19 protein-coding genes are annotated in these 18,747 nt (G+C 74.2%); 12 read left to right on the top strand and 7 right to left on the bottom strand.

From position 1 onward, the window contains the following. Window positions 1-39: 39 nt before the first annotated feature. Window positions 40-1,119, top strand: coding sequence for an NADH:flavin oxidoreductase/NADH oxidase (locus tag B9W62_RS33940; protein ID WP_087810743.1), 1,080 nt, complete (start codon window positions 40-42; stop codon window positions 1,117-1,119). Between the two features lie 201 nt (window positions 1,120-1,320). Continuing rightward, window positions 1,321-2,121 carry a pectate lyase gene (locus B9W62_RS33935; protein ID WP_087810742.1) on the top strand — a complete coding sequence of 267 codons (801 nt, stop codon included), beginning with the start codon at window positions 1,321-1,323 and terminating at the stop codon, window positions 2,119-2,121. 4 nt (window positions 2,122-2,125) lie between these two features. On the opposite strand, the gene B9W62_RS33930 is transcribed toward B9W62_RS33935, so the two are convergent. Continuing rightward, window positions 2,126-2,878, bottom strand: a complete 753-nt coding sequence (locus B9W62_RS33930; RefSeq protein ID WP_256976810.1) for a PaaX family transcriptional regulator C-terminal domain-containing protein — start codon at window positions 2,876-2,878, stop codon at window positions 2,126-2,128. Between the two features lie 102 nt (window positions 2,879-2,980). Between B9W62_RS33930 and B9W62_RS33925 the strand changes: the two genes are divergently transcribed. The 5 genes from B9W62_RS33925 to B9W62_RS33905 all read left to right on the top strand — a co-directional run bounded on the left by B9W62_RS33925 (window position 2,981) and on the right by B9W62_RS33905 (window position 8,754). After that, a complete protein-coding gene (locus tag B9W62_RS33925) occupies window positions 2,981-4,684 on the top strand; it encodes a DNA alkylation response protein (RefSeq protein ID WP_087810740.1) in 1,704 nt (567 codons plus the stop codon). Between the two features lie 83 nt (window positions 4,685-4,767). Continuing rightward, on the top strand, window positions 4,768-5,922 hold the full coding sequence (locus tag B9W62_RS33920; RefSeq protein WP_087810739.1) for a WD40/YVTN/BNR-like repeat-containing protein: 1,155 nt from the start codon (window positions 4,768-4,770) through the stop codon (window positions 5,920-5,922). A 70-nt stretch (window positions 5,923-5,992) separates the two neighbouring features. Beyond that, a complete protein-coding gene (locus B9W62_RS33915; RefSeq protein ID WP_087810738.1) occupies window positions 5,993-6,670 on the top strand; it encodes a uracil-DNA glycosylase in 678 nt (225 codons plus the stop codon). Next, window positions 6,667-7,689, top strand: a complete 1,023-nt coding sequence (locus B9W62_RS33910) for an N-acetylglucosamine kinase (RefSeq protein ID WP_087810737.1) — start codon at window positions 6,667-6,669, stop codon at window positions 7,687-7,689. Before B9W62_RS33915 ends, B9W62_RS33910 begins: the two co-directional genes overlap by 4 nt. Before the next feature lie 138 nt (window positions 7,690-7,827). Further along, window positions 7,828-8,754, top strand: a complete 927-nt coding sequence (locus tag B9W62_RS33905) for a sirohydrochlorin chelatase (RefSeq protein WP_087810736.1) — start codon at window positions 7,828-7,830, stop codon at window positions 8,752-8,754. Between the two features lie 348 nt (window positions 8,755-9,102). On the opposite strand, the gene B9W62_RS33900 is transcribed toward B9W62_RS33905, so the two are convergent. Together B9W62_RS33900 and B9W62_RS33895 are read right to left on the bottom strand one after the other, a co-directional pair. Beyond that, window positions 9,103-10,143, bottom strand: a complete 1,041-nt coding sequence (locus tag B9W62_RS33900) for a lactonase family protein (protein WP_087810735.1) — start codon at window positions 10,141-10,143, stop codon at window positions 9,103-9,105. A 131-nt stretch (window positions 10,144-10,274) separates the two neighbouring features. After that, entirely contained in the window at window positions 10,275-11,801 is a 1,527-nt protein-coding gene (locus B9W62_RS33895; RefSeq protein WP_087810734.1) for an FUSC family protein, read from the bottom strand. A 219-nt stretch (window positions 11,802-12,020) separates the two neighbouring features. Between B9W62_RS33895 and B9W62_RS33890 the strand changes: the two genes are divergently transcribed. From B9W62_RS33890 to B9W62_RS33880, 3 genes are all read left to right on the top strand, one after another. Beyond that, window positions 12,021-12,497, top strand: a complete 477-nt coding sequence (locus B9W62_RS33890) for an Lrp/AsnC family transcriptional regulator (protein ID WP_087810733.1) — start codon at window positions 12,021-12,023, stop codon at window positions 12,495-12,497. A gap of 29 nt (window positions 12,498-12,526) precedes the next feature. Next, window positions 12,527-13,222: an HAD family hydrolase gene (locus B9W62_RS33885; protein ID WP_179236178.1), complete on the top strand. Its 696-nt coding sequence runs from the start codon at window positions 12,527-12,529 to the stop codon at window positions 13,220-13,222. 168 nt (window positions 13,223-13,390) lie between these two features. Further along, window positions 13,391-14,131 carry a DUF4142 domain-containing protein gene (locus tag B9W62_RS33880; protein WP_087810732.1) on the top strand — a complete coding sequence of 247 codons (741 nt, stop codon included), beginning with the start codon at window positions 13,391-13,393 and terminating at the stop codon, window positions 14,129-14,131. 46 nt (window positions 14,132-14,177) lie between these two features. On the opposite strand, the gene B9W62_RS33875 is transcribed toward B9W62_RS33880, so the two are convergent. Next, window positions 14,178-14,975: a LysR substrate-binding domain-containing protein gene (locus B9W62_RS33875; protein WP_087810731.1), complete on the bottom strand. Its 798-nt coding sequence runs from the start codon at window positions 14,973-14,975 to the stop codon at window positions 14,178-14,180. Between the two features lie 58 nt (window positions 14,976-15,033). On the opposite strand from B9W62_RS33875, the gene B9W62_RS33870 reads away from it, so the two are divergent. Further along, window positions 15,034-15,432 carry a DUF5997 family protein gene (locus B9W62_RS33870; RefSeq protein WP_087810730.1) on the top strand — a complete coding sequence of 133 codons (399 nt, stop codon included), beginning with the start codon at window positions 15,034-15,036 and terminating at the stop codon, window positions 15,430-15,432. Between the two features lie 28 nt (window positions 15,433-15,460). Here B9W62_RS33870 and B9W62_RS33865 read toward each other — a convergent pair whose 3' ends face one another. The 3 genes from B9W62_RS33865 to B9W62_RS33855 all read right to left on the bottom strand — a co-directional run bounded on the left by B9W62_RS33865 (window position 15,461) and on the right by B9W62_RS33855 (window position 17,630). Next, window positions 15,461-15,958, bottom strand: a complete 498-nt coding sequence (locus B9W62_RS33865; protein WP_087810729.1) for a DUF1360 domain-containing protein — start codon at window positions 15,956-15,958, stop codon at window positions 15,461-15,463. Continuing rightward, complete coding sequence (locus B9W62_RS33860) at window positions 15,945-16,397, bottom strand: DUF2267 domain-containing protein (RefSeq protein WP_256976674.1); 453 nt, start codon at window positions 16,395-16,397, stop codon at window positions 15,945-15,947. Before B9W62_RS33860 ends, B9W62_RS33865 begins: the two co-directional genes overlap by 14 nt. A gap of 147 nt (window positions 16,398-16,544) precedes the next feature. Continuing rightward, complete coding sequence (locus B9W62_RS33855; protein ID WP_179235803.1) at window positions 16,545-17,630, bottom strand: MGDG synthase family glycosyltransferase; 1,086 nt, start codon at window positions 17,628-17,630, stop codon at window positions 16,545-16,547. Between the two features lie 252 nt (window positions 17,631-17,882). Between B9W62_RS33855 and B9W62_RS33850 the strand changes: the two genes are divergently transcribed. Next, a complete protein-coding gene (locus B9W62_RS33850; RefSeq protein WP_179235802.1) occupies window positions 17,883-18,737 on the top strand; it encodes an SDR family NAD(P)-dependent oxidoreductase in 855 nt (284 codons plus the stop codon). Window positions 18,738-18,747: the final 10 nt, after the last annotated feature.

Raw genomic sequence — 18,747 nt, 5'->3', positions numbered from 1 at the left:
AGCCGTCCCCGCCCCGCCCGACCCTTGGAGCAGCCCGCCATGAGCCCCCTCTTCGAGCCCCTCCGGCTGCGTGACACCACGATCCCGAACCGGGTCTGGATGCCGCCGATGTGCCAGTACTCCGCCGCACCGGCCGGCCCGCAGGCGGGCGTGCCCGGCGACTGGCACTTCGCCCACTACGGCGCCCGCGCCGTGGGCGGCACCGGCCTGATCGTCGTGGAGGCCACCGGCGTGTCCCCCGAGGGGCGCATCTCCCCGCAGGACCTCGGGCTGTGGAACGACACGCAGGTCGCGGCGTTCCGCCGGATCACGGACTTCGTGCGCTCCCAGGGGACCGTTCCCGCGGTCCAGTTGGCGCACGCCGGCCGCAAGGCGTCCACCGCGCAGCCCTGGAAGGGCGGCGGGCCGGTGGGGGCGGACGCCCACGGATGGCAGCCGCTGGCCCCGAGCGCGCTCGCGTTCGACGAGCGGCACCCGGTCCCGACCGAGCTGACCGCCCCGCAGATCCAGGAGACGGTGAGCCAGTTCGCCGACGCCGCACGCCGGGCGCTGGCGGCCGGTTTCGAGATCGCCGAGATCCACGGCGCCCACGGCTACCTGATCCACGAGTTCCTGTCGCCGCACTCCAACCACCGCACCGACGCCTACGGCGGCTCGTACGAGAACCGCACCCGGTTCGCCCTGGAGGTCGTCGACGCGGTCCGGGAGGTCTGGCCCGACGACAAGCCGCTGTTCTTCCGCGTCTCGGCGACCGACTGGCTGGAGGAGGGCGGCTGGACGCCGGACGACACCGTCCGCTTCGCCGGCGACCTCCAGGCGCACGGCATCGACCTGCTCGACGTGTCCACCGGCGGCAACGTCCCGCGCGTCCGCATCCCCACCGGGCCCGGCTACCAGGTCCCGTTCGCCGCGCGCGTGAAGGCGGGGTCCACGCTGCCGGTCGCCGCCGTCGGTCTGATCACCGACGTCGAGCAGGCCGAGAAGATCGTGGCCAACGGCGAGGCCGACGCGGTGCTGCTGGGCCGCGAGCTGCTGCGCAACCCGTCCTGGGCGCAGCACGCGGCGCGGGAGCTGGGCGTGGACGCCCGGATGCCGGACCAGTACGGCTGGGGCATGTAGACGCCGGGTTTCGCGCGGGGCGTTGACTAGAAAGTGCTTACCCTCTACGGTCCGTTCACCAGCATGACCGTCGCGAAGGGCACGGCTTCACTCTTCCCCACAAGTTGGGCTGTGCGTTCGTATTCACGGTCATGCTGACGAACATCGTTCACGTACATGTTCCGTTCTTCCACCCCCACTCCCTATGGAAGGGATCAGAACATGACCGTTGCGACACGACCGCCCGCCCGGCGCGCGGCAACCGGCGCGCTGGCCGCCCTGGGGCTTTCGGTTGGCATGCTCATGACTTCCGGAGCCTCTTCGGCGCACGCCGCCACCTGGCCGACCCCCAACGGCAGTGAGGGCGTCTCCTCCACCATCTCGGTGTCCGGCACCAAGGACTACGGGATGAAGCGCCTCTACGGCACCGGCGACCTGGGCTCCGACGGCCAGGACGAGGACCAGGGCCCGATCCTGGAACTGGCCCCCGGCGCCGTCCTCAAGAACGTGATCATCGGTGCCCCGGCCGCGGACGGCGTCCACTGCAAGGGCAGTTGCACGCTCCAGAACGTCTGGTGGGAGGACGTCGGCGAGGACGCGGCGACCTTCCGGGGCTCCTCGTCGTCGAACGTCTACACGGTCTCGGGCGGCGGCGCCAAGGAGGCCGGCGACAAGGTGTTCCAGTTCAACGGCGCCGGCACCCTGAACATCTCCGGCTTCGCCGTGAAGAACTTCGGCACCTTCGTCCGGTCCTGCGGCAACTGCTCGACGCAGTACAAGCGGACCATCAACCTCAGCAACATCGAGGTGAGCTGGAAGGGCGGCCGGATCGCCGGGATCAACACCAACTACGGCGACAGCGCGACCCTGCGCGGCATCACGATCGTCGGGGACAGCAGCAAGAAGATCGTCCCGTGCCAGAAGTACATCGGCAACGACGACGGCGACGAGCCGGACTCGAACGGCTCGGGCGCCGACGGCACGTACTGCAAGTACTCCTCGTCCGACATCACCTACAAGTGACGCGTCAGGTCCGGGCGCCGTGCGCCCGGACCTGTCCGGACTGCTCCCGCTGGTAGCGCGCGTAGGCGTCCCGCAGGGCCGTCCCCGGCCAGCCGGCCGGGAGCAGCTCCGCGGGCAGCACCGGGTCGGCGAGCAGGTGCCGCACGACGGCCGCGAAGGCGGTGAGGCGGTCCGCCGGACGCCGGGCGCGGTGGACATGGGCGAGCAGTGCCCGCGCCGTGGCCGCCCACTCGCCCAGCGGCCACAGGCGCGCGGCCAGTTCGCGGGCCGGGGCCTCGGGGCGTGAGACGAGCCGCTCGGCCACCCGGTCGAGGCTCGGGGGCAGCGGGCGGTCGAGGTTGGCGGGACGCAGCCAGACGCCCTCGCGGAGCTCGGCCAGGCGCAGGGCGGTCAGCCCGGCCCGCAGCTCGGCACGGGCGGCGGGCCCGCGGCCCGTCGCGGTGATCACGAGCGTCTCCCAGTCGCCGTCCCACGCGCGCGTGTGCGGGCGCAGGGCCTCGTCCTGGCGCCGCTGGCGCTCCAGCAGGCGCTCACTGAGCCGGTAGCCGGTGTCCGTGCGGCGCAGGTCCCCGGCGGCGGTCATCCGGCTCAGGGCCGCGCGGGCGGTGGAGGCGCCGACGTCGAACCCCTCCACGAGCCGTACCAGGTCCCGGGCCGGCAGTTCCGGGGGGTGCGTGCCGAGCAGCAGGCTCAGAACCACCGACCGCGCGGACAGCGGACGCAGGGTGAGCCCGTCGGCGGCCCCGGAACCGCTCATCCGCGCGGGCACGTGTCGTTCGTCCACATGAGCACGTACTGTACGTGCGCCCATGATGTTGCACTATTGCTGCGACCGCAGCGAGAGTGCAACACTCGACTCATGACGACACTCGCGCAGGAACCGCCGTACGAGTCCTACGAGCCGTCCGAGGAGCCCTGGGGCCGTCCGGAGGCCCGCGCGACGCACGAGGTCACCAACCAGCCCCCTCCCCTGGCCCCCTACGACGCCTCCGACGACCCGGCCCTGCTGGAGGGCGTGCGGCGGGAGGGCGCCGGGTGGGCCGAGGACGGGCTGCGGCGGCTGGGCCGCCGGGCGGGCAGCGCCGAGGCGCAGGAGTGGGGCGACCTCGCGAACCGGCACGAGCCCGTGTTGCGCACCCACGACCGGTACGGCAACCGGGTCGACGAGGTCGAGTACCACCCGAGCTGGCACCACCTGATGCGGGTCGCGGTCGGGGAGGGCCTGGCCGGCGCGCCGTGGGCCGACGACCGGCACGGCGCCCACGTCGCACGGACCGCCGGCGGGCTGGTCTGGGGCCACACGGAGGCGGGCCACGGCTGCCCGACCTCGATGACGTACGCGGCCGTCCCGGCGCTGCGCGCCCAGCCCGAGCTGGCGAAGGTCTACGAACCGCTGCTGGCCTCCCGGGAGTACGAACCGGGGCTGCGCACGCCCACGGACAAGCGCGGACTGCTGGCCGGCATGGGGATGACCGAGAAGCAGGGCGGCTCGGACGTCCGGACGAACACCACGACGGCCACCGCGACCGCCGAGCCCGGGGTCTACACGCTGCGCGGGCACAAGTGGTTCACGTCGGCGCCAATGTGCGACGTGTTCCTGGTCCTGGCCCAGGCCGCCGGGGGCCTGTCCTGCTTCCTGGTGCCGCGCGTGCTGCCCGACGGCACCCGCAACACCTTCCGCGTCCAGCGCCTCAAGGACAAGCTCGGCAACCGGTCCAACGCCTCCTCGGAGCCCGAGTTCGACGGGACGGTGGCCTGGCTGGTCGGGCCCGAGGGGCAGGGCGTCAAGACCATCATCGAGATGGTCAACTGCACCCGGCTGGACTGCGTGATGGCCTCGGCGACGCTGATGCGCAAGACCCTCGTGGAAGCCGGTCATCACGTGCGGCACCGCAGCGCCTTCGGCGCCCGGCTGGTCGACCAGCCGCTGATGCGCAACGTCCTGGCGGATCTCGCCCTGGAGTCCGAGGCCGCGACGACACTCACCCTGCGGCTGGCCGGCGCGGCCGACCGTGCGGTGCGCGGTGACGAGGGAGAGGCGGCGTTCCGGCGGATCGCCACCGCCGTCGGCAAGTACTGGGTGACCAAGCGGGGCCCGGCGTTCACCGCGGAGGCCCTGGAGTGCCTGGGCGGCAACGGCTACGTGGAGGACTCGGGCATGCCGCGGCATTACCGCGAGGCGCCGCTGCTGTCGATCTGGGAGGGCTCGGGGAACGTCAACGCCCTGGACGTGCTGCGGGCCCTCGGCCGCTCCCCCGCCTGCGTGGACGCCCTCTTCGCGGAACTGGCCCTGGCACGCGGGGCGGACGCCCGGCTGGACGCGGCGGCGGCCCGGCTCCGGGCGGGCCTCGGCGAGGCGTCCGAGACCGGTGCCCGCCGGCTCGTGGAGCTGATGGCGCTCACCCTCCAGGCCTCCCTCCTGGTCCGGCACGCCCCGCCGGCCGTCGCCGACGCCTTCTGCGCGAGCAGGCTCGGCGGCGACTGGGGACACGCCTTCGGCACGCTGCCGGACACGGCCGACCTCGGCGGGATCCTGGCGCGGGCGCTGCCGGGCGAGGACTGAGCGAGGCGGCGCGAAGGACACCTCCGCGGAACCGACATCACCGTCCTGACCTGTTACGACGCCCTTTCCAGGGGTGACTGTCAGTGGCTGGGTGCAGACTGGCCCGTGTCCGAGACGAAGGCGTCGACGAGGACGCCGCGGAGGTGATCGGCATGACCGAGGTACTGCTCGCCGTGGGCACCCGCAAGGGCCTGTTCATCGGGCGCCGGCGGGGTGGCACCTGGGAGTTCGACGAGAGTCCCTACTTCAACGCACAGGCGGTGTACTCGGTCGCCCTGGACACCCGCGGCGCCACCCCGCGGCTGCTGGCGGGCGGCGACAGCGCGCACTGGGGTCCTTCGGTGTTCCACTCCGACGACCTGGGCCGGACCTGGACCGAACCGGCCGCGCCCGCCGTCAGGTTCCCCAAGGACACCGGCGCCTCCCTGGAGCGGGTGTGGCAGCTGCACCCGGCGGCCGCCGAGCCGGACGTGGTGTACGCGGGTACGGAACCGGCGGCGCTGTACCGCTCGGAGGACCGCGGTGAGAGCTTCGAGCTGGTCCGCCCGCTGTGGGAGCACCCCACGCGGTCGAAGTGGGTGCCGGGCGGTGGCGGCGAGGGACTGCACACCGTCCTCACCGACGCCCGCGACCCCGAGTCCGTGACGGTCGCCGTCTCGACCGCGGGCGTGTTCCGCACGGCCGACGGCGGCGCGAGCTGGGCGCCGTCGAACTCCGGTGTCTCCGCCGTCTTCCTGCCGGACCCCGACCCGGAGTTCGGCCAGTGCGTCCACAAGGTCGCGCGGGACGCCGCCAACCCGGACCGCCTGTACCTCCAGAACCACTGGGGGGTGTACCGCAGCGACGACGCCGGTGCGCACTGGACGGACATCGGCGAGGGCCTGCCCTCCACGTTCGGTTTCGCGGTGGCCGCCCACCCGCACCGCGGCGACACGGCGTACGTCTTCCCGATCAACGCGGACGCCGACCGGGTGCCCGCCGACCACCGGTGCCGGGTCTTCCGCACCGCGGACGCGGGCAAGAGCTGGGAGCCGCTGTCGGCGGGCCTGCCCCAGGAGGACCACTACGGCACGGTGCTGCGCGACGCGCTGTCCACGGACGATGCGGAGCAGGCGGGCGTGTACTTCGGCAACCGCAACGGCGAGGTGTTCGCGTCGGCCGACGACGGCGACAGCTGGCGGCAGTTGGCCTCCCACCTGCCGGACGTGCTGTGCGTGCGGGCAGCGGTCGTCGGGTGAACCGGACCGGGGGGACGGGCCTTGGCCACCGGTTGATCGGCGTCACCCGTACGGCAGTAGGGTGACGCCCGTGGCACCACGACCCTTGAATGAAATCGTCGAAGCGGGCTGGGCCAAGGCCCTGGAGCCCGTCGCCGGACGGATCACCTCGATGGGTGAGTTCCTGCGCGCGGAGATCGCCGCCGGACGCACCTACCTCCCGGCGGGGGCGAACGTCCTGCGGGCCTTCCAGCAACCCTTCGACGACGTACGGGTCCTGATCGTCGGACAGGATCCCTACCCCACCCCGGGGCACGCCGTCGGACTGTCGTTCGCCGTCGCGCCCGAGGTACGCCCGCTGCCCGGCAGCCTCGTCAACATCTTCCGGGAGCTGAACACCGACCTGAACCTGCCGCAGCCCTCCAACGGCGATCTCACGCCCTGGACCCAGCAGGGTGTGCTCCTGCTCAACAGGGCGCTCACTACCGCCCCGCGCAAGCCCGCGGCCCACCGCGGCAAGGGCTGGGAGGAGGTCACCGAGCAGGCGATACGCGCGCTCGCGGCGCGGGGCAAGCCGATGGTGTCCATCCTCTGGGGCCGCGACGCCCGCAATCTGCGTCCGCTGCTCGGCGACCTCCCGGCCGTGGAGTCGGCGCACCCGTCCCCGATGTCGGCCGACCGGGGCTTCTTCGGTTCCCGTCCGTTCAGCCGGGCCAACGACCTGCTGATGCGCCTGGGAGGTCAGCCGGTCGACTGGCGCCTGCCGTGAGCACCGGCTTCCTGGCCGTGGACTCCGGTGGCTCGGGGCTGCGCGCCGTCGTCGGTGCCGTCGGCCCCGGCGGCGGACACGGCCACGACGGTCCCGGCGGCGGAGCGGGCGGCGGACACGGCCCGCTCGGTCGGCGGGTCTCGCGGGAGCCCGTCCGCACCGGTGCGCACGGGATCGACCCCGGGCACCTCATGGGACAACTGCTGCCCATGGCCAGGGAGTTGTGCGCCGAAACCGGCGTCACCGAGCTCGGCACCGTCGTCGTCGGGGCCGCCGGGCTGGCCACGCTGGGCGACGCGCTGCGCGCCGAACTGCCGGGCGCGCTGGCCCGGGAGCTAGGCGTACGGACGGTCGCCCTGGCCGCCGACGCCGTCACCGCGTACGTGGGCGCGCTGGGTCCGCGGGCCGGGGCGGTGGTGGCCGCCGGTACCGGCCTGATCGCCGTCGGCACCGATCTGTCCCGCTGGCGCCGGGCGGACGGCTGGGGGCATCTGCTGGGCGACTGCGGCAGCGGCGCCTGGATCGGGCGGGCGGGCCTCGAGGCGGCGCTGCGCGCCCATGACGGGCGGGAAGGCGGCTCCGCACCGCTGCTGGCCCGCGCCGAGGAGCGGTTCGGCCCCGCGGCGGGACTCCCCGGGCAGGTGTATCCGCGGTCCGACCGTCCGGCCGTCCTGGCCTCCTTCGCACCCGACGTGGCGGCCTGTGCGGCCGCCGACCCCGTCGCGGCGGAGATCCTGCGGGCCGCCGCCCGGCACCTGGCCGACTCGGCCGCCGCGGTCTGTCCGGCCGGCGGTGCACCCCTCGTCGCCGTCACCGGCGGGCTGACGCGGCTGGGCGATCCGCTCCTCGTGCCGCTGCGGGACGAGCTGGCGAAGCGCCTGCCGCAGGCGCGGTGGACGGCCGCCGAGGGTGATCCGCTGGACGGCTCGGTCCGGGTCGCGACCGACCTGGCGACCGGTTCATTCACACTTCCGAGTGACGACAGGATGCTGTGGGTGACGACCGTGCCGGACGGCTGAGAACCGGTCCGCCGGCGAGGTGAATCATGCCGATGTCGGCCGATCCGTACATCACTCATCAGACAAAACCGGACGGATACCGCTCACCTGCACCCTCCCCGAACAGGGAAACCCCGGAAACCAGTAACATGCGGCGCCATGAGCTCCCCCACTGGGCCCGCGTCCGGCCTGCCAGTACGAATGCCGCGCCCCCGCCAGCCCGGACGGCACCGCCGTCCCGAACCACTGGTGGCTCCCGAGGGCGCGCCGGCGCTCGTCCTCGCGGTGCCGGGGACGCCCAGTAGCGCCACCCGAAGCCTCGCCGACGAGGTCATCAGCATCGCCCGTTCCGAGCTGCCCGGGCTCGACGCCCGAATCGGCCACCTCGACGGGGACGACGACGCCGAGTTCCCGTCGCTGACCGCCGTGCTTGTCCAGGCCGCCGAGGAGCGCACCGCCCGCTTCGAGCAGGCGCGCGCCGCCGGCCTGGACGTCAGGGAGCCCGAGGGCCCCGTCGCGGTCGTCGTGCCGCTGCTCGCCGGTCCGGACAACGCGCTGCTGCGCCGGATCCGGCAGGCCGTGATGGACAGCAAGATCGCGGCGGAGCTGACCGACGTGCTCGGGCCGCACCCGCTGCTGGCCGAGGCCCTGCACGTGCGGCTCTCCGAGGCCGGTCTCGCCCGTGCCGACCGGGCCCGCCTGTTCACCGTGGCGACCGCCGCGGACGGCATCATCCTGGCCTCCGTGGGCGGTGACGAGGCCGTCCAGGCGGCCGGCATCACCGGCATGCTGCTCGCCGCGCGCCTCGCCGTGCCGGTGATCGCGGCGGCGCTGGACGAGGAGGGCTCGATCGCCTCCGTGGCCGAGCAGCTGCGTTCCTCGGGCTCCCAGCAGCTGGCGCTCGCGCCATACCTGATCGGCCCGGAGATCGAGGCGTCGGTGCTGGAGGAGGCGGCCAAGGAGGCGGGCTGCTCCACCGCCGAGCCGCTCGGCCCGTACCCGGCGATCGGCAAGCTGGCGCTGGCCAAGTACACGACGGCGCTCGGGATCTCGCCGCAGCAGGCGCAGGGGGCGCCGGTTCGGTGACGCGCGCGTGCGCCTGCGTTTCCAGGCGTGTGTGAAGGGGCCCGCTCCTGGTGAGGAGCGGGCCCCTTCGGCATGGCCGCGGGGTACGGGGCCGTCGGTCGGGATCGCGTCCGGCATGGGTGCGGGCGGGGGTGGGTCGCGCCGCCCGGCGCTTACGGGGTGCCTCCCCCACTCTCGGCTCCGCTCGAGCGGGAGGTGCCCCCACCGCCCACCCGTGCCGTCTGCGGGTACCTACGAGGCCGCTCAGGCACCGGGGGAGGCAAGACTGCCCGCAGACTGGGGCGGGATGGCTGCCCGCAGGCTGGGCGGCACGAGGGCCCGCAGGCGGGGCCGGAGCGCTGCCTGCGGTTACGCGGGGGCGAAGATCACGCAGGAGGCCGCCGGGACCGACAGGGTGCCGGTGCGGCGGGGAATGCCGGTGGCCGGGTCCAGGGCGAACCAGGTCACGTCTCCGGAGCGCTCGTTGGCCGCGTAGAGGAAGCCGTCCGACACGGCGATGTCGCGGGGCCAGTGGCCGCCGCAGGGCACGGTGGCGGACAGCCGCAGTCCGTCCGGCTCCACGACGAACACCGACAGGACGTCCTCGCCGCGGGTCGCGGTCCACACGAAGCGGCCGTCGGGCGAGACGGCGATGCCGGAGGGGTAGGCGTCGCCCGCCGGGGCCCCCGGCAGCACCGGTACCTCGGTGAGGGGCTTGAGCGCGCCGTCGGCCGCCTCCCAGTGGCAGACGGTGACGGTGGGCGCCAGTTCGTTGAGGACGTAGGCGCGCGAGCCGTCCGGGTGGAAGGCCAGGTGCCGGGGCCCCGAGCCCGGCCGCAGCGCGATCTCCCGGTGCACGGCCGGGGCACCGTCGGCGAGGGTGCAGACCCGCACCGAGTCGGTGCCGAGGTCCACGCTGACGGCCCACCGCCCGCTGGGGTCGGGCCGCACCTGGTGGGCGTGCGGTCCCTGCTGCCGCTGGGCGTGCGGCCCCGAGCCGGTGTGCCGCAGGACGCCGGACGCGGAGCGGGCCAGGGTGCCGTCGGGGCGGACCGGTACGGCGGTGACGGTGCCGGAGCCGTAGTTGGCGGTCAGCACGTGCCCGGCGTACAGGGTGAGGTGGGTCGGCCCGTCGCCGTCGACGGACACCGGCCGACCGGTGGGCTCGGGCCGGTCCCCGCTCACCCGGTAGGCGGCCACCGCGCCCTCGTCCGTCTCGCTGACGGCGTAGAGCGTGTTTCCGTCGGGCGCCAGGGCCAGGTAGGAGGGGTCGGCCAGTCCGTCCGTGCCGCTCACGACCGTGAGGGCGCCGCTGTCGGGGGCGACCGTGGCCGTCAGGATGCCGGGGCCTCCGGCCGCCGTGAACGACCCGATGTACGCCCGCCGCTGCCGCCTGCCGCCGTCCGTCACCGCTACTGCCCCTCTCGTCCCGCTCCGTCGGCCCTCATCATCTGCCCTGATCGTCCGCCCCGGAGTGACGGTAGCAGTCGATCACTTGCGGTCTAGACCAAACGGGTGCCGCGGGCGGCCGACGTGGCGCGTCAGGCGCCGGCCAGGCGTGAACCGGAGGGGCTGCGCAGGGGCGCGGCGAGTTCGGCGAGGGCGTGTTCCAGGTCGTGGAGGTGGGCCAGCGCGGGTTCGGCGGCGCGCTGCCCGCCCGCACGGGCGTCCACCGAACCTTCCGCGCGGACGGCGCCGGGAGCGGCGGAGGCACCGTTGCCGGTGAGGGCTTCCACCGCGGCCTCGACCCGCCAGCAGGCGGCGGCCAGCCGGGCGTCGTGCGAGGCCTCCGGGTCGGCGGCGACGGCGACCAGGCCGCGGATCTCCCGGGCGCAGTCGTCGAGCAGGTCCAGGACCCGGCGGGCCCGCCGCCTGCGGCCGTACATCGGGCTCAACGGGTGCACGAGCGGGGCGACCGACATCCGTACCCGGCCCAGCAGCTGCTCCAGTTCGGCCACGCGCGGCGCCGGGTCGGCGCCCTCGGTTCCGGCGAGGCGGGCAGCGGCCTGAGCGGTGCAGGCGTGCACGCAGCGCAGCGCGCGCTGGATCCAGACGTCGGTGACGGCGTGCGTGGTGACGGGCAGGACGAAGAGCACGGCGAGCGCGGCGCCGAGCGCGCCCACGCCGGTCTCGGCGATCCGCAGGGCGAGCAGACCGGGGCTGAGGACGCCCAGCAGGCCGTAGAGCAGCTCGGCGAGCAGGGTCACGCAGAGCATCATCCAGGTGTAGGAGACCGCGGCGGTGTAGAAGATGCCGAAGACGCAGGCGGCGGCCAGCACGGCGGTGGGCACCGGGGACCCGGCCACCGGCACGGCGATCAGGAAGCCCAGGCCGATGCCGGCCACCGTGCCGAGGACCCGGCGGAAGCCGCGCACCAGCGTCTCGCCGCGCGAGGTGGTGTTGACGAACACCCACCAGGTCGCGCCGACGGCCCAGTACCAGCGGTCGTCGGACACCAGCTGGCCCACGACCAGGGCGAATCCGGCACCCGCGGTGGCCTGCACCGCCTGACGGGTGGTGATGCGGGCCAGCCCGGTGCCTGCGGGCGGCGCGGGAGCGGCGGGCGCGGGCCGGCGGCGCTCGTAGCACCACAGGCCGAACCGCACCGCCGCGGCGGCGGCCACGGACAGCAGGACGGCGGCGAACATCTCGGGCAGCCGGTCCGTGGTCGCGTGCAGGAACTGCGCGATGAAGAAGGTCATGAAGGCGAAGACGCCCAGGCTGTGCCCGCGCGGGCCCCAGCGGCGGGCGTACACGCCCGCGCCGACGACGGCGAGGAAGGTGAGGTCCCGGGCGACAGGGAGGTCGTGCAGCGCGGCGGCGGCGGTGAGCACGGGCAGCCCGGCGACCGGCAGCAGCGCGGTGGTGACGGCCTGGCCGCGCACGGTGGCGTCGGTGACGGTGAAGAGCGCGAGCAGGGCGGCCAGGCCGCCGATGATCGCGCCGACCAGCGAGGTGCCGGCCAGCCCGCACACCACGACGGCCAGCCCGATGCCGAGGACGGCCCGGGCGGCGAACCGCAGCCGGGACCGCCCCGGGTCCGGGCTCACGAACACCTTCTTCAGCACTGATGACCGCCCCCTCGCTCGCTCACGCCCACTGGCCCGGAAGTCGCCGCATACAAAAGGCGCCGCGGGATCCGCAGCGCCATCGACACCCCTATAGGAGCATCTCCGCCACCACTGGCTCAACAGGCCGCCGCTGGGGTGTGCCATTGGTACAGTGATCTGGGCATGCCTGCGGCCACCGGAGAGCCAATGGCCGACGGGAGGAGGGCCGGACCCGCGATGGCCGTCGACGAGCTCGACACCCGCATCCTGCGGCTGCTGCTGGAGCAGCCGCGCACCAGCGTGCGGGAGTACGCCCGCCTCCTCGGCATCGCCCGCGGCACCCTCCAGGCCCGGCTGGACCGCCTGGAGCGCGACGGCGTGATCACCGGTACCGCCCCGTCGCTCTCCCCCGCCGCGCTGGGCCACCCGGTGCTCGCGTTCGTGCACATCGAGGTCACCCAGGGTCATCTCGACGAGGTGGGCGAGGCGCTGGCGGCGGTGCCGGAGATCGTCGAGGCCTTCTCCATCACGGGGGGCGGGGACCTGCTGACCCGCGTCGTGGCCCGTGACAACGCGCACCTGGAGGACGTGGTGCAGAAGCTGATCAGCCTGCCCGGCGTGGTCCGCACCCGCAGCGAGGTGGCGCTGCGCGAGCGCGTGCCGCACCGCCTGCTGCCGCTCGTGGAGTCGGTCGGGCGCTCGGCCCGCAGGTGATCCTTGGCATCCTGGACCGCATGAGCACCCTGAGCACGCTTGGCGGCATCTCGGTCGTCTTCGATCTCGACGGAACACTCGTGGACAGCGAGCCGAACTACTACGAGGCGGGCCGGCGCACCCTCGCCGAGTACGGCGTCCCGGACTTCACCTGGGCCGACCACGAGGCGTACGTGGGCATCAGCACCCGGGAGACGGTCGCCGACTGGCAGCGCCGGTACGGGCTGGGGGCCTCGGTCGAGGAACTGCTCGCCGTCAAGAACCGCCACTATCTGGGGCTCGCCCGCGACTCGGCCCGCGCGTACCCCGAGATGCGGAAGTTCGTCGAGCTGCTGGCGGGCGAGGGGGTGCCGATGGCGGTGGCCTCGGGTTCGTCGCTCGAGGCCATCGGAACGATCCTCGCCCGCACCGGCCTCGACGCACATCTGCGCACCGTCGTCTCGGCCGACGAGGTGGCGCGGGGCAAGCCCGCCCCCGACGTCTTCCTGGAGGCGGCCCGCCGGCTGGGCGCGGAACCGGCCCGCTGCGTGGTCCTGGAGGACGCCGCCCCCGGTGCGGCCGCCGCGCACGCGGCCGGGATGCGCTGCATCGCGATCCCGTACGTCGCGGCCCAGGCCGACGACCCGGAGTTCGCCACCGCGGGGCTGCTGGTGCGCGGCGGCCAGGAGGAGTTCACCGCGCGGGCGGCGTACGACTGGCTCGTGCGGACGGCGCGTACGTCCTGAGGTGATGTGCGGTACGTCTCACTTCAGGTGATGTGCGGCGCCCCCGGCCTCACCTCGGGTGAGGTGCGGCACACCTCGCGCCACAGGTTTTGCCCGCAGCGGTGATCAGATCGCGTTCCGTATCCGTACCTCCTGGTGTCCGAGCCTGTCTTCGCCCCAGGAGGCACGATGCGCATCACGCGCACCACGGCAGGGACCGCCTTCGTGGCCGGTGCCCTGGTCCTCACCCTCACCGCGCTCGCCTACCCGACCATGCTCGGGGTGCAGAACGCGGGCAGTGACCAGGCCCGGGTCGTCACCAACACGCGGTACGGGCCGCTCACCGAGCAGGACCGGGACTTCGTGGTGAAGGTGCGTGCCGCGGGGCTGTGGGAGCATCCGCTGGGGCTGATGGCCATGGAGCGGGGGACGACGCCGGAGATGAGGGAAGCCGGTGAGCACCTGGTCGTGGGCCACTCCCGGCTGGACGCCACCTGTCGCAGGATCGCGCCGGAACTGGGCATCACCCTGCCCAACCTGGCCTCACCGCAGCAGCAGCAGTTCGTGTCGACCGTGGACGGGACGACGGGCAAGCAGTTCGACACCACCGCGGTCAACATCATGCGGATCACCCATGGCCAGATCTTCCCGGCCATCGCCAACATCCGCGCCAACACCAAGAACTCGCTGGTCCGGCAGCTCGCCGACCAGGCCAACGACACCGTCCTGGACCACATCACCGTGCTGGAGAAGACCGGGCTGGTCAACTTCGACCAGGTCAACTTCCAGCAGACCGCACCACCGAACCTGCCGAAGGTGCAGCTCACTCCGCCGGCCCCGCAGCCCGGCGAGCCGGTGCTCTCGCTCACCTCGCCGCCCGGCCTCGAGGTGAACACCTCCGCGCCGACGCCGAGTCCGACGGTCCGCTGACGCGTCGGGCGGGAGCCGGGGGCGGTGAGTCGGGAGTGCGGTGGGTTCAGTGCCGGCGCGGTTTGCCGCCGCGGCCGCCGCTCCTGCCCTTGCCCTTGCCGCCGCCGCTCGCGCCCCGGTGGCCGCCCCCGGTGCCGCGCCGGGCGCCCCCGGGCTGCTTTCCGGCGGTCTGCTTTCCGGCGCTCTGCTTGCGGGCGGTCTGCTTGCCCTCTTTGGCACGCGCCGGTTCGGGCTGCCTGCCCCGGGTGCTGTTGACGGTCCGGCCCCGGACGATGCCGATGAAGTCCTCGACGAGGTCGGTGTGCGCGTCCTCGGGCCAGGACAGGGCCACGCCCGACGCGGGGGCGTCGGTGACCGTGCGGTACGTGAGGTCCTTGCGGTGGTGCAGCCGGGCCAGGGACAGGGGCACGAGCAGCACGCCGATCCCGGCCGCCACCAGTTCCACGGCGTCCGCGGTGGTGGCCGGGCGCTCGAGGGCGGGCCTGCCCGGCAGCCGTTCCCAGCCGAGGACGTCGTCCAGGGGGTGCAGCACGATCTCGTCGGCGAGGTCCGCGACGGTCGCCTCCTCGGCCGCGGTGACGAGATGGTCCTTGGGGATCAGCACGACCGTGGTCTCGGTGTAGAGAGGGATGGCGCTGAGCAGGGTCCGGTCGACGGGCAGCCGCACCAGTCCGGCGTCGGCGCCGCCGTCCAGCAGCACACCGGCCGCCCCGGCGGCGGAAACCTGGGTCAGGGCGAGGGGGACGTCCGGCAGCCGCTCGTTCCAGATGCGCGCCCATTTGTCGGGCGTCACCCCCGGGACGTACGCGAGCCGGAACGAGGGGGGAGCTTCCGAGCCTGTCACCCGGCCAGGTTACCGGGCGTGGTCGGGAGCCACTCACACGATCGATACCCTTGACCGCATGACGTCGCACCAGAACACCCAGACCATGAAGCCCGCGACCGCGGCGAAGAAGCTGGGTGTGTACCTCGAAGCCACACCCGCCGAGTTCCGGGAGGGCGTCGTCACGCGCGCCGAGTTGAACGCGCTCCAGACCGACCCGCCCGCGTGGCTGCGCGAGCTGCGGCGCGACGGTCCGCACCCGCGGCCGGTGGTGGCGGCGAAGCTGGGCGTCTCCATCGCGGGCCTGCACCGGGGCGGGGTCGCCGAGCCGCTCACCACGGAGCAGATCGACGCGCTGAAGCAGGAGCGTCCGGAGTGGCTGGAGCGGGAGCAGGCGGTCCAGGCCGACGTGCGCAAGGAGGCGGCCCGCGTGAAGAAGCTGCACGCCGAGCGGGCGGAGCGCGCCGAGCGCGACTGACCGGCCGCCCGGCCCGGTGGCCACCCGGTCATTCCTCGGCCTTCTGCGCGGTCAGGCTCCAGGCGTACTGCAACCAGTCCGACACCACGACCGCGCTCAGGCCCGCGCACACCAGCCGCCCCGCCCGGGGCGCCACGGCGTAGGTGCCCACGAGTCCACCGGCCACCCACGCCGAGGCGCAGAACGGGCAGGAGATCAGGTCGCCGACGGCACGGCGCAAACCGGTGCCGCGCCCGGCGTCCATCACCTCGTTGGCGTTGCCCTCCCGCTCGCGGTGGGTGAACGGGGCCCGCAGGAAGCTGGTGACCTTGTCCTTGGTCAGCAACCGGGAGGCCTTGAACGTCGCCGTGCCCAGCAGGGCCACGTCCCAGGCGGGGACGGTGTCGGGCAGCCGGACGCCGCGGCGCCACGCCGTCACCGCGAACGCCCCCGCGGTGGCCGCGAAGGTCGTGGCGAGCGCCGCGTATCCGGCGAGGGGCGTCTGCGTCTCCTCCTCGCCGGCGTAGCGCTGCTCAAGGTCCGTCATGGGTGTCTCCTCGGTCTCGGTGGCCCGTCTCCGGGCGTCTCTCGGCGGGTGGTCCGGTGGATGCCGGGCCGCCGAAGAGGTCGGCGCAGTCGGCGGGCAGGCTGCCCAGCAGCCGGTCGACGTGTTCCCGGGGCACCGCCTCGGCGAGGGTGGAGAGCACGGCGCCCGCGTCCCATTCGGCGGTGCGCGGCCGGGCGCCGGTCTGCTGGGCCACCCGCCGGAGGAACTCCGCACGGCCGAAGGTCTCGGGACGCCCGCGCTCCAAGCGCAGCGCGTCGTCCAGCGGTGCGGGCAGTTCGCGGGCCAGTCCGGCGGCCTCCTCCGGGGGGATGCGGGACGCGATCACCCACAGGACGGCGGTCGTGACCTGCTCGGCCTCGTCGTCGCCGTGGAACTCACCGCGGTCGCGGACCCGGGTGAGGAATTCGTCGAGCCGCACGGCGTCGCCTCCTTGTGCCGTTCGCGCTCCGGGGCGGGTGCCCTGTGCCCGGCCGGGAAAACGACCGCGACAACCCCGGCCGTGCGCCCTCGGCACTCCCCCACCGCGCCCGCGCCCTCCCGCGCAGCGCCCTGCCTCGCCGCGCCCTCACCGTCGTATGCCCGCACGCGCGGCGTCGGCGGCTTCGGTCACCAGGGTCAGGGCGTCCGCGTTCCCGGTGGACAGCGCGCGTCCGGCGGCGATCCGCAGTCGCCGGTCCCGGCCCGGTGCGGTGAGCCGCCGCAGCGCGTCCAGCAGCGCTCCCGTGTCCTCGGCGACCTCGGAGACACCGAGCGCGGCCATGCGCCGTACGCCGTCCGCGCCGTGGCCGGGTATGGGGCGGTGGCCGACGACCGGCAGACCGGCCGCGAGCGCCTGTACGGCGGTCTGACCGGCCGCGTTGTCGATCAGGGCACGGGCCGCGCGCAACAGGCCCGGCATGTCCGTCACCCAGCCCAGGGCCAGGACACCCGGTGTGCCGGACAGCGTGCGGCGCAGCCGACGGTTGTCGCCGCAGAGCACCACCGGCAGGTACCCGTGGTCCGCCAGAGGCCGGACGGTGGCGTCCAGGTGCGAGCCGACGCCCCAGGCACCCGCGGACAGCACCACGGCGGGCCGTCCCGGGCCGAGCCGGTCGAACGTCTCCCGCCACCCCGCCGTCCCCGGAACGTCGTCGGCCGAGAACTCCGGGGCCACGACGGGACCGCACGTCGACGCGGGGGTGCCGGTACGTGCCCGCACCTCGCGCGCCGCTTCCTCGGTGAGACACACACAGTGGTCGTTGCCGGGATGCAGCCACTGCCGGTGGAGCTCGAAGTCGATCACGAGGACGACGCTGGGCACGCTGAGCAGCCCGCGTTCGCGCAGGTGGCCGGTCAGCTGGGCGCCCAGGTGGAAGACGGGCACGACCACGTCGGCGCCGGTACGCTCCACCAGCGCGCGCAGTCTGCTCCCGGCCAGCCGGGCCAGCGGCGTCCCGCTCGGGCGGCGGCCCTCGCCGGGCCGCAGGAAGAGGCGGTACAGGGCGGCGTAGGCCCACGGGAAGTGCCGTACGGACCCACGGTAGAAGGACCTGAGGGCGGCGCCCAGTCCGTACGGCAGGAGGGCGAGGACGTCGACGACCTGAGCGGTGTCGCCGCGCTCCCGGGCCCGCCGGACCAGTTCGGCGGCGACCGTGTCGTGACCGGCGCCCATGCTTGCGCTGATCAGCAGCAGGCGTCTGCCGCCCCGCGGACCGTGCGGGGCTCCGGGGCGGCGGGGCACTGATGAGCTGCGAGGATGCACGGCGGACCAAGTTGCCGGTCCGGCAGCTTCCAAACCACCCGCAAGCGGGCGTTTCGGGCGTCTCCTGAGGGATACTCCGTGACCGCCCGTCCGGCCGGACGCCGGAGCCCGACCGCCCGGTCGGCCGCTTCCCGGTGCCCGCCCCGAGCCAAGGTGGTCCCCATGGTCCATGCGTTCTCCCGTCCCCGGTCCCTCCCCGGACCGCAGGTCGTCGCACCCGGCGCGGACCACGCGAGGCCCGGGCGGCGGCCCGTCGGAATCCGGGACCCTCGGACCCGCACGGCGCTCGTGACGGGGGCGTCCTCCGGTATCGGCGCGGCCGTGGCCCGCCGGCTGGGCGAGGAGGACGGCTGGCGGCTGGTGCTCACCGGACGGGATCCGGTGCGGCTGCGCCAGGTCGCCGACGACACGTCGGCGACCGCGTTCGCCGCGGATCTCACCCTCCCCGACGCCGGCCGGCAGCTCACCGACTTCACGCTGGCCACGGCGGGCCCGGTGGATCTGCTGGTGGCCGGCGCCGGGGTGGGCTGGGCCGGGGATTTCCTGGACATGCCGCCGCACACCATCGACGAGGTGCTCGACATCAACGTGCTGGCCACGCTGCGGCTGGTGCGGCTGCTGCTGCCGGGGATGGTGGCGGCGGGCTCGGGCCGGGTGGTGCTCATCGGATCGCTGGCCGGCGCCGTCGCGGTGCGCGACGAGGCCGTGTACTCCGCCGCCAAGGCCGCGATCGGCGCCTTCGCGGACTCGCTGCGCTACGAGTTGCGGGGCACGGGTGTGGGGGTCACCCATGTGGTGCCGGGCGTCGTCGACACTCCGTTCTTCGAGCGCCGGGGCGCTCCCTACCGGCGGTCCAGGCCGCGCCCGGTGCCGCCCGAGCGCGTGGCCGACGCGGTGCGGACCGCGGTGGTCCGGGGCCGGGACGAGGTGTACGTGCCCTCGTGGCTGCGTCTGCCGTGCCGGGTGCGGGGCGCGGCTCCGGGACTGTACCGGCGGCTGGCCGCACGGTTCGGATGACCGGGAGCGC

The sequence above is a fragment of the Streptomyces sp. CS113 genome (assembly GCF_002188365.1).
GTDB lineage: Bacteria > Actinomycetota > Actinomycetes > Streptomycetales > Streptomycetaceae > Streptomyces > Streptomyces tendae.
The sequence above is the reverse complement of the archived record's forward strand: the minus strand, read 5'-3'. Positions and strand labels throughout refer to the sequence as shown.

Excerpts from the sequence above, each read along its gene's own strand:
- B9W62_RS33940 (WP_087810743.1), top strand. The coding sequence starts at position 40 with ATGAGCCCCCTCTTCGAGCCCCTCCGGCTGCGTGACACCACGATCCCG.
- B9W62_RS33935 (WP_087810742.1), top strand. The coding sequence starts at position 1,321 with ATGACCGTTGCGACACGACCGCCCGCCCGGCGCGCGGCAACCGGCGCG.
- B9W62_RS33930 (WP_256976810.1), bottom strand. The coding sequence starts at position 2,878 with ATGAGCGGTTCCGGGGCCGCCGACGGGCTCACCCTGCGTCCGCTGTCC.
- B9W62_RS33925 (WP_087810740.1), top strand. The coding sequence starts at position 2,981 with ATGACGACACTCGCGCAGGAACCGCCGTACGAGTCCTACGAGCCGTCC.
- B9W62_RS33905 (WP_087810736.1), top strand. The coding sequence starts at position 7,828 with ATGAGCTCCCCCACTGGGCCCGCGTCCGGCCTGCCAGTACGAATGCCG.
- B9W62_RS33890 (WP_087810733.1), top strand. The coding sequence starts at position 12,021 with ATGGCCGTCGACGAGCTCGACACCCGCATCCTGCGGCTGCTGCTGGAG.
- B9W62_RS33880 (WP_087810732.1), top strand. The coding sequence starts at position 13,391 with ATGCGCATCACGCGCACCACGGCAGGGACCGCCTTCGTGGCCGGTGCC.
- B9W62_RS33870 (WP_087810730.1), top strand. The coding sequence starts at position 15,034 with ATGACGTCGCACCAGAACACCCAGACCATGAAGCCCGCGACCGCGGCG.
- B9W62_RS33865 (WP_087810729.1), bottom strand. The coding sequence starts at position 15,958 with ATGACGGACCTTGAGCAGCGCTACGCCGGCGAGGAGGAGACGCAGACG.
- B9W62_RS33855 (WP_179235803.1), bottom strand. The coding sequence starts at position 17,630 with ATGGGCGCCGGTCACGACACGGTCGCCGCCGAACTGGTCCGGCGGGCC.
- B9W62_RS33850 (WP_179235802.1), top strand. The coding sequence starts at position 17,883 with ATGGTCCATGCGTTCTCCCGTCCCCGGTCCCTCCCCGGACCGCAGGTC.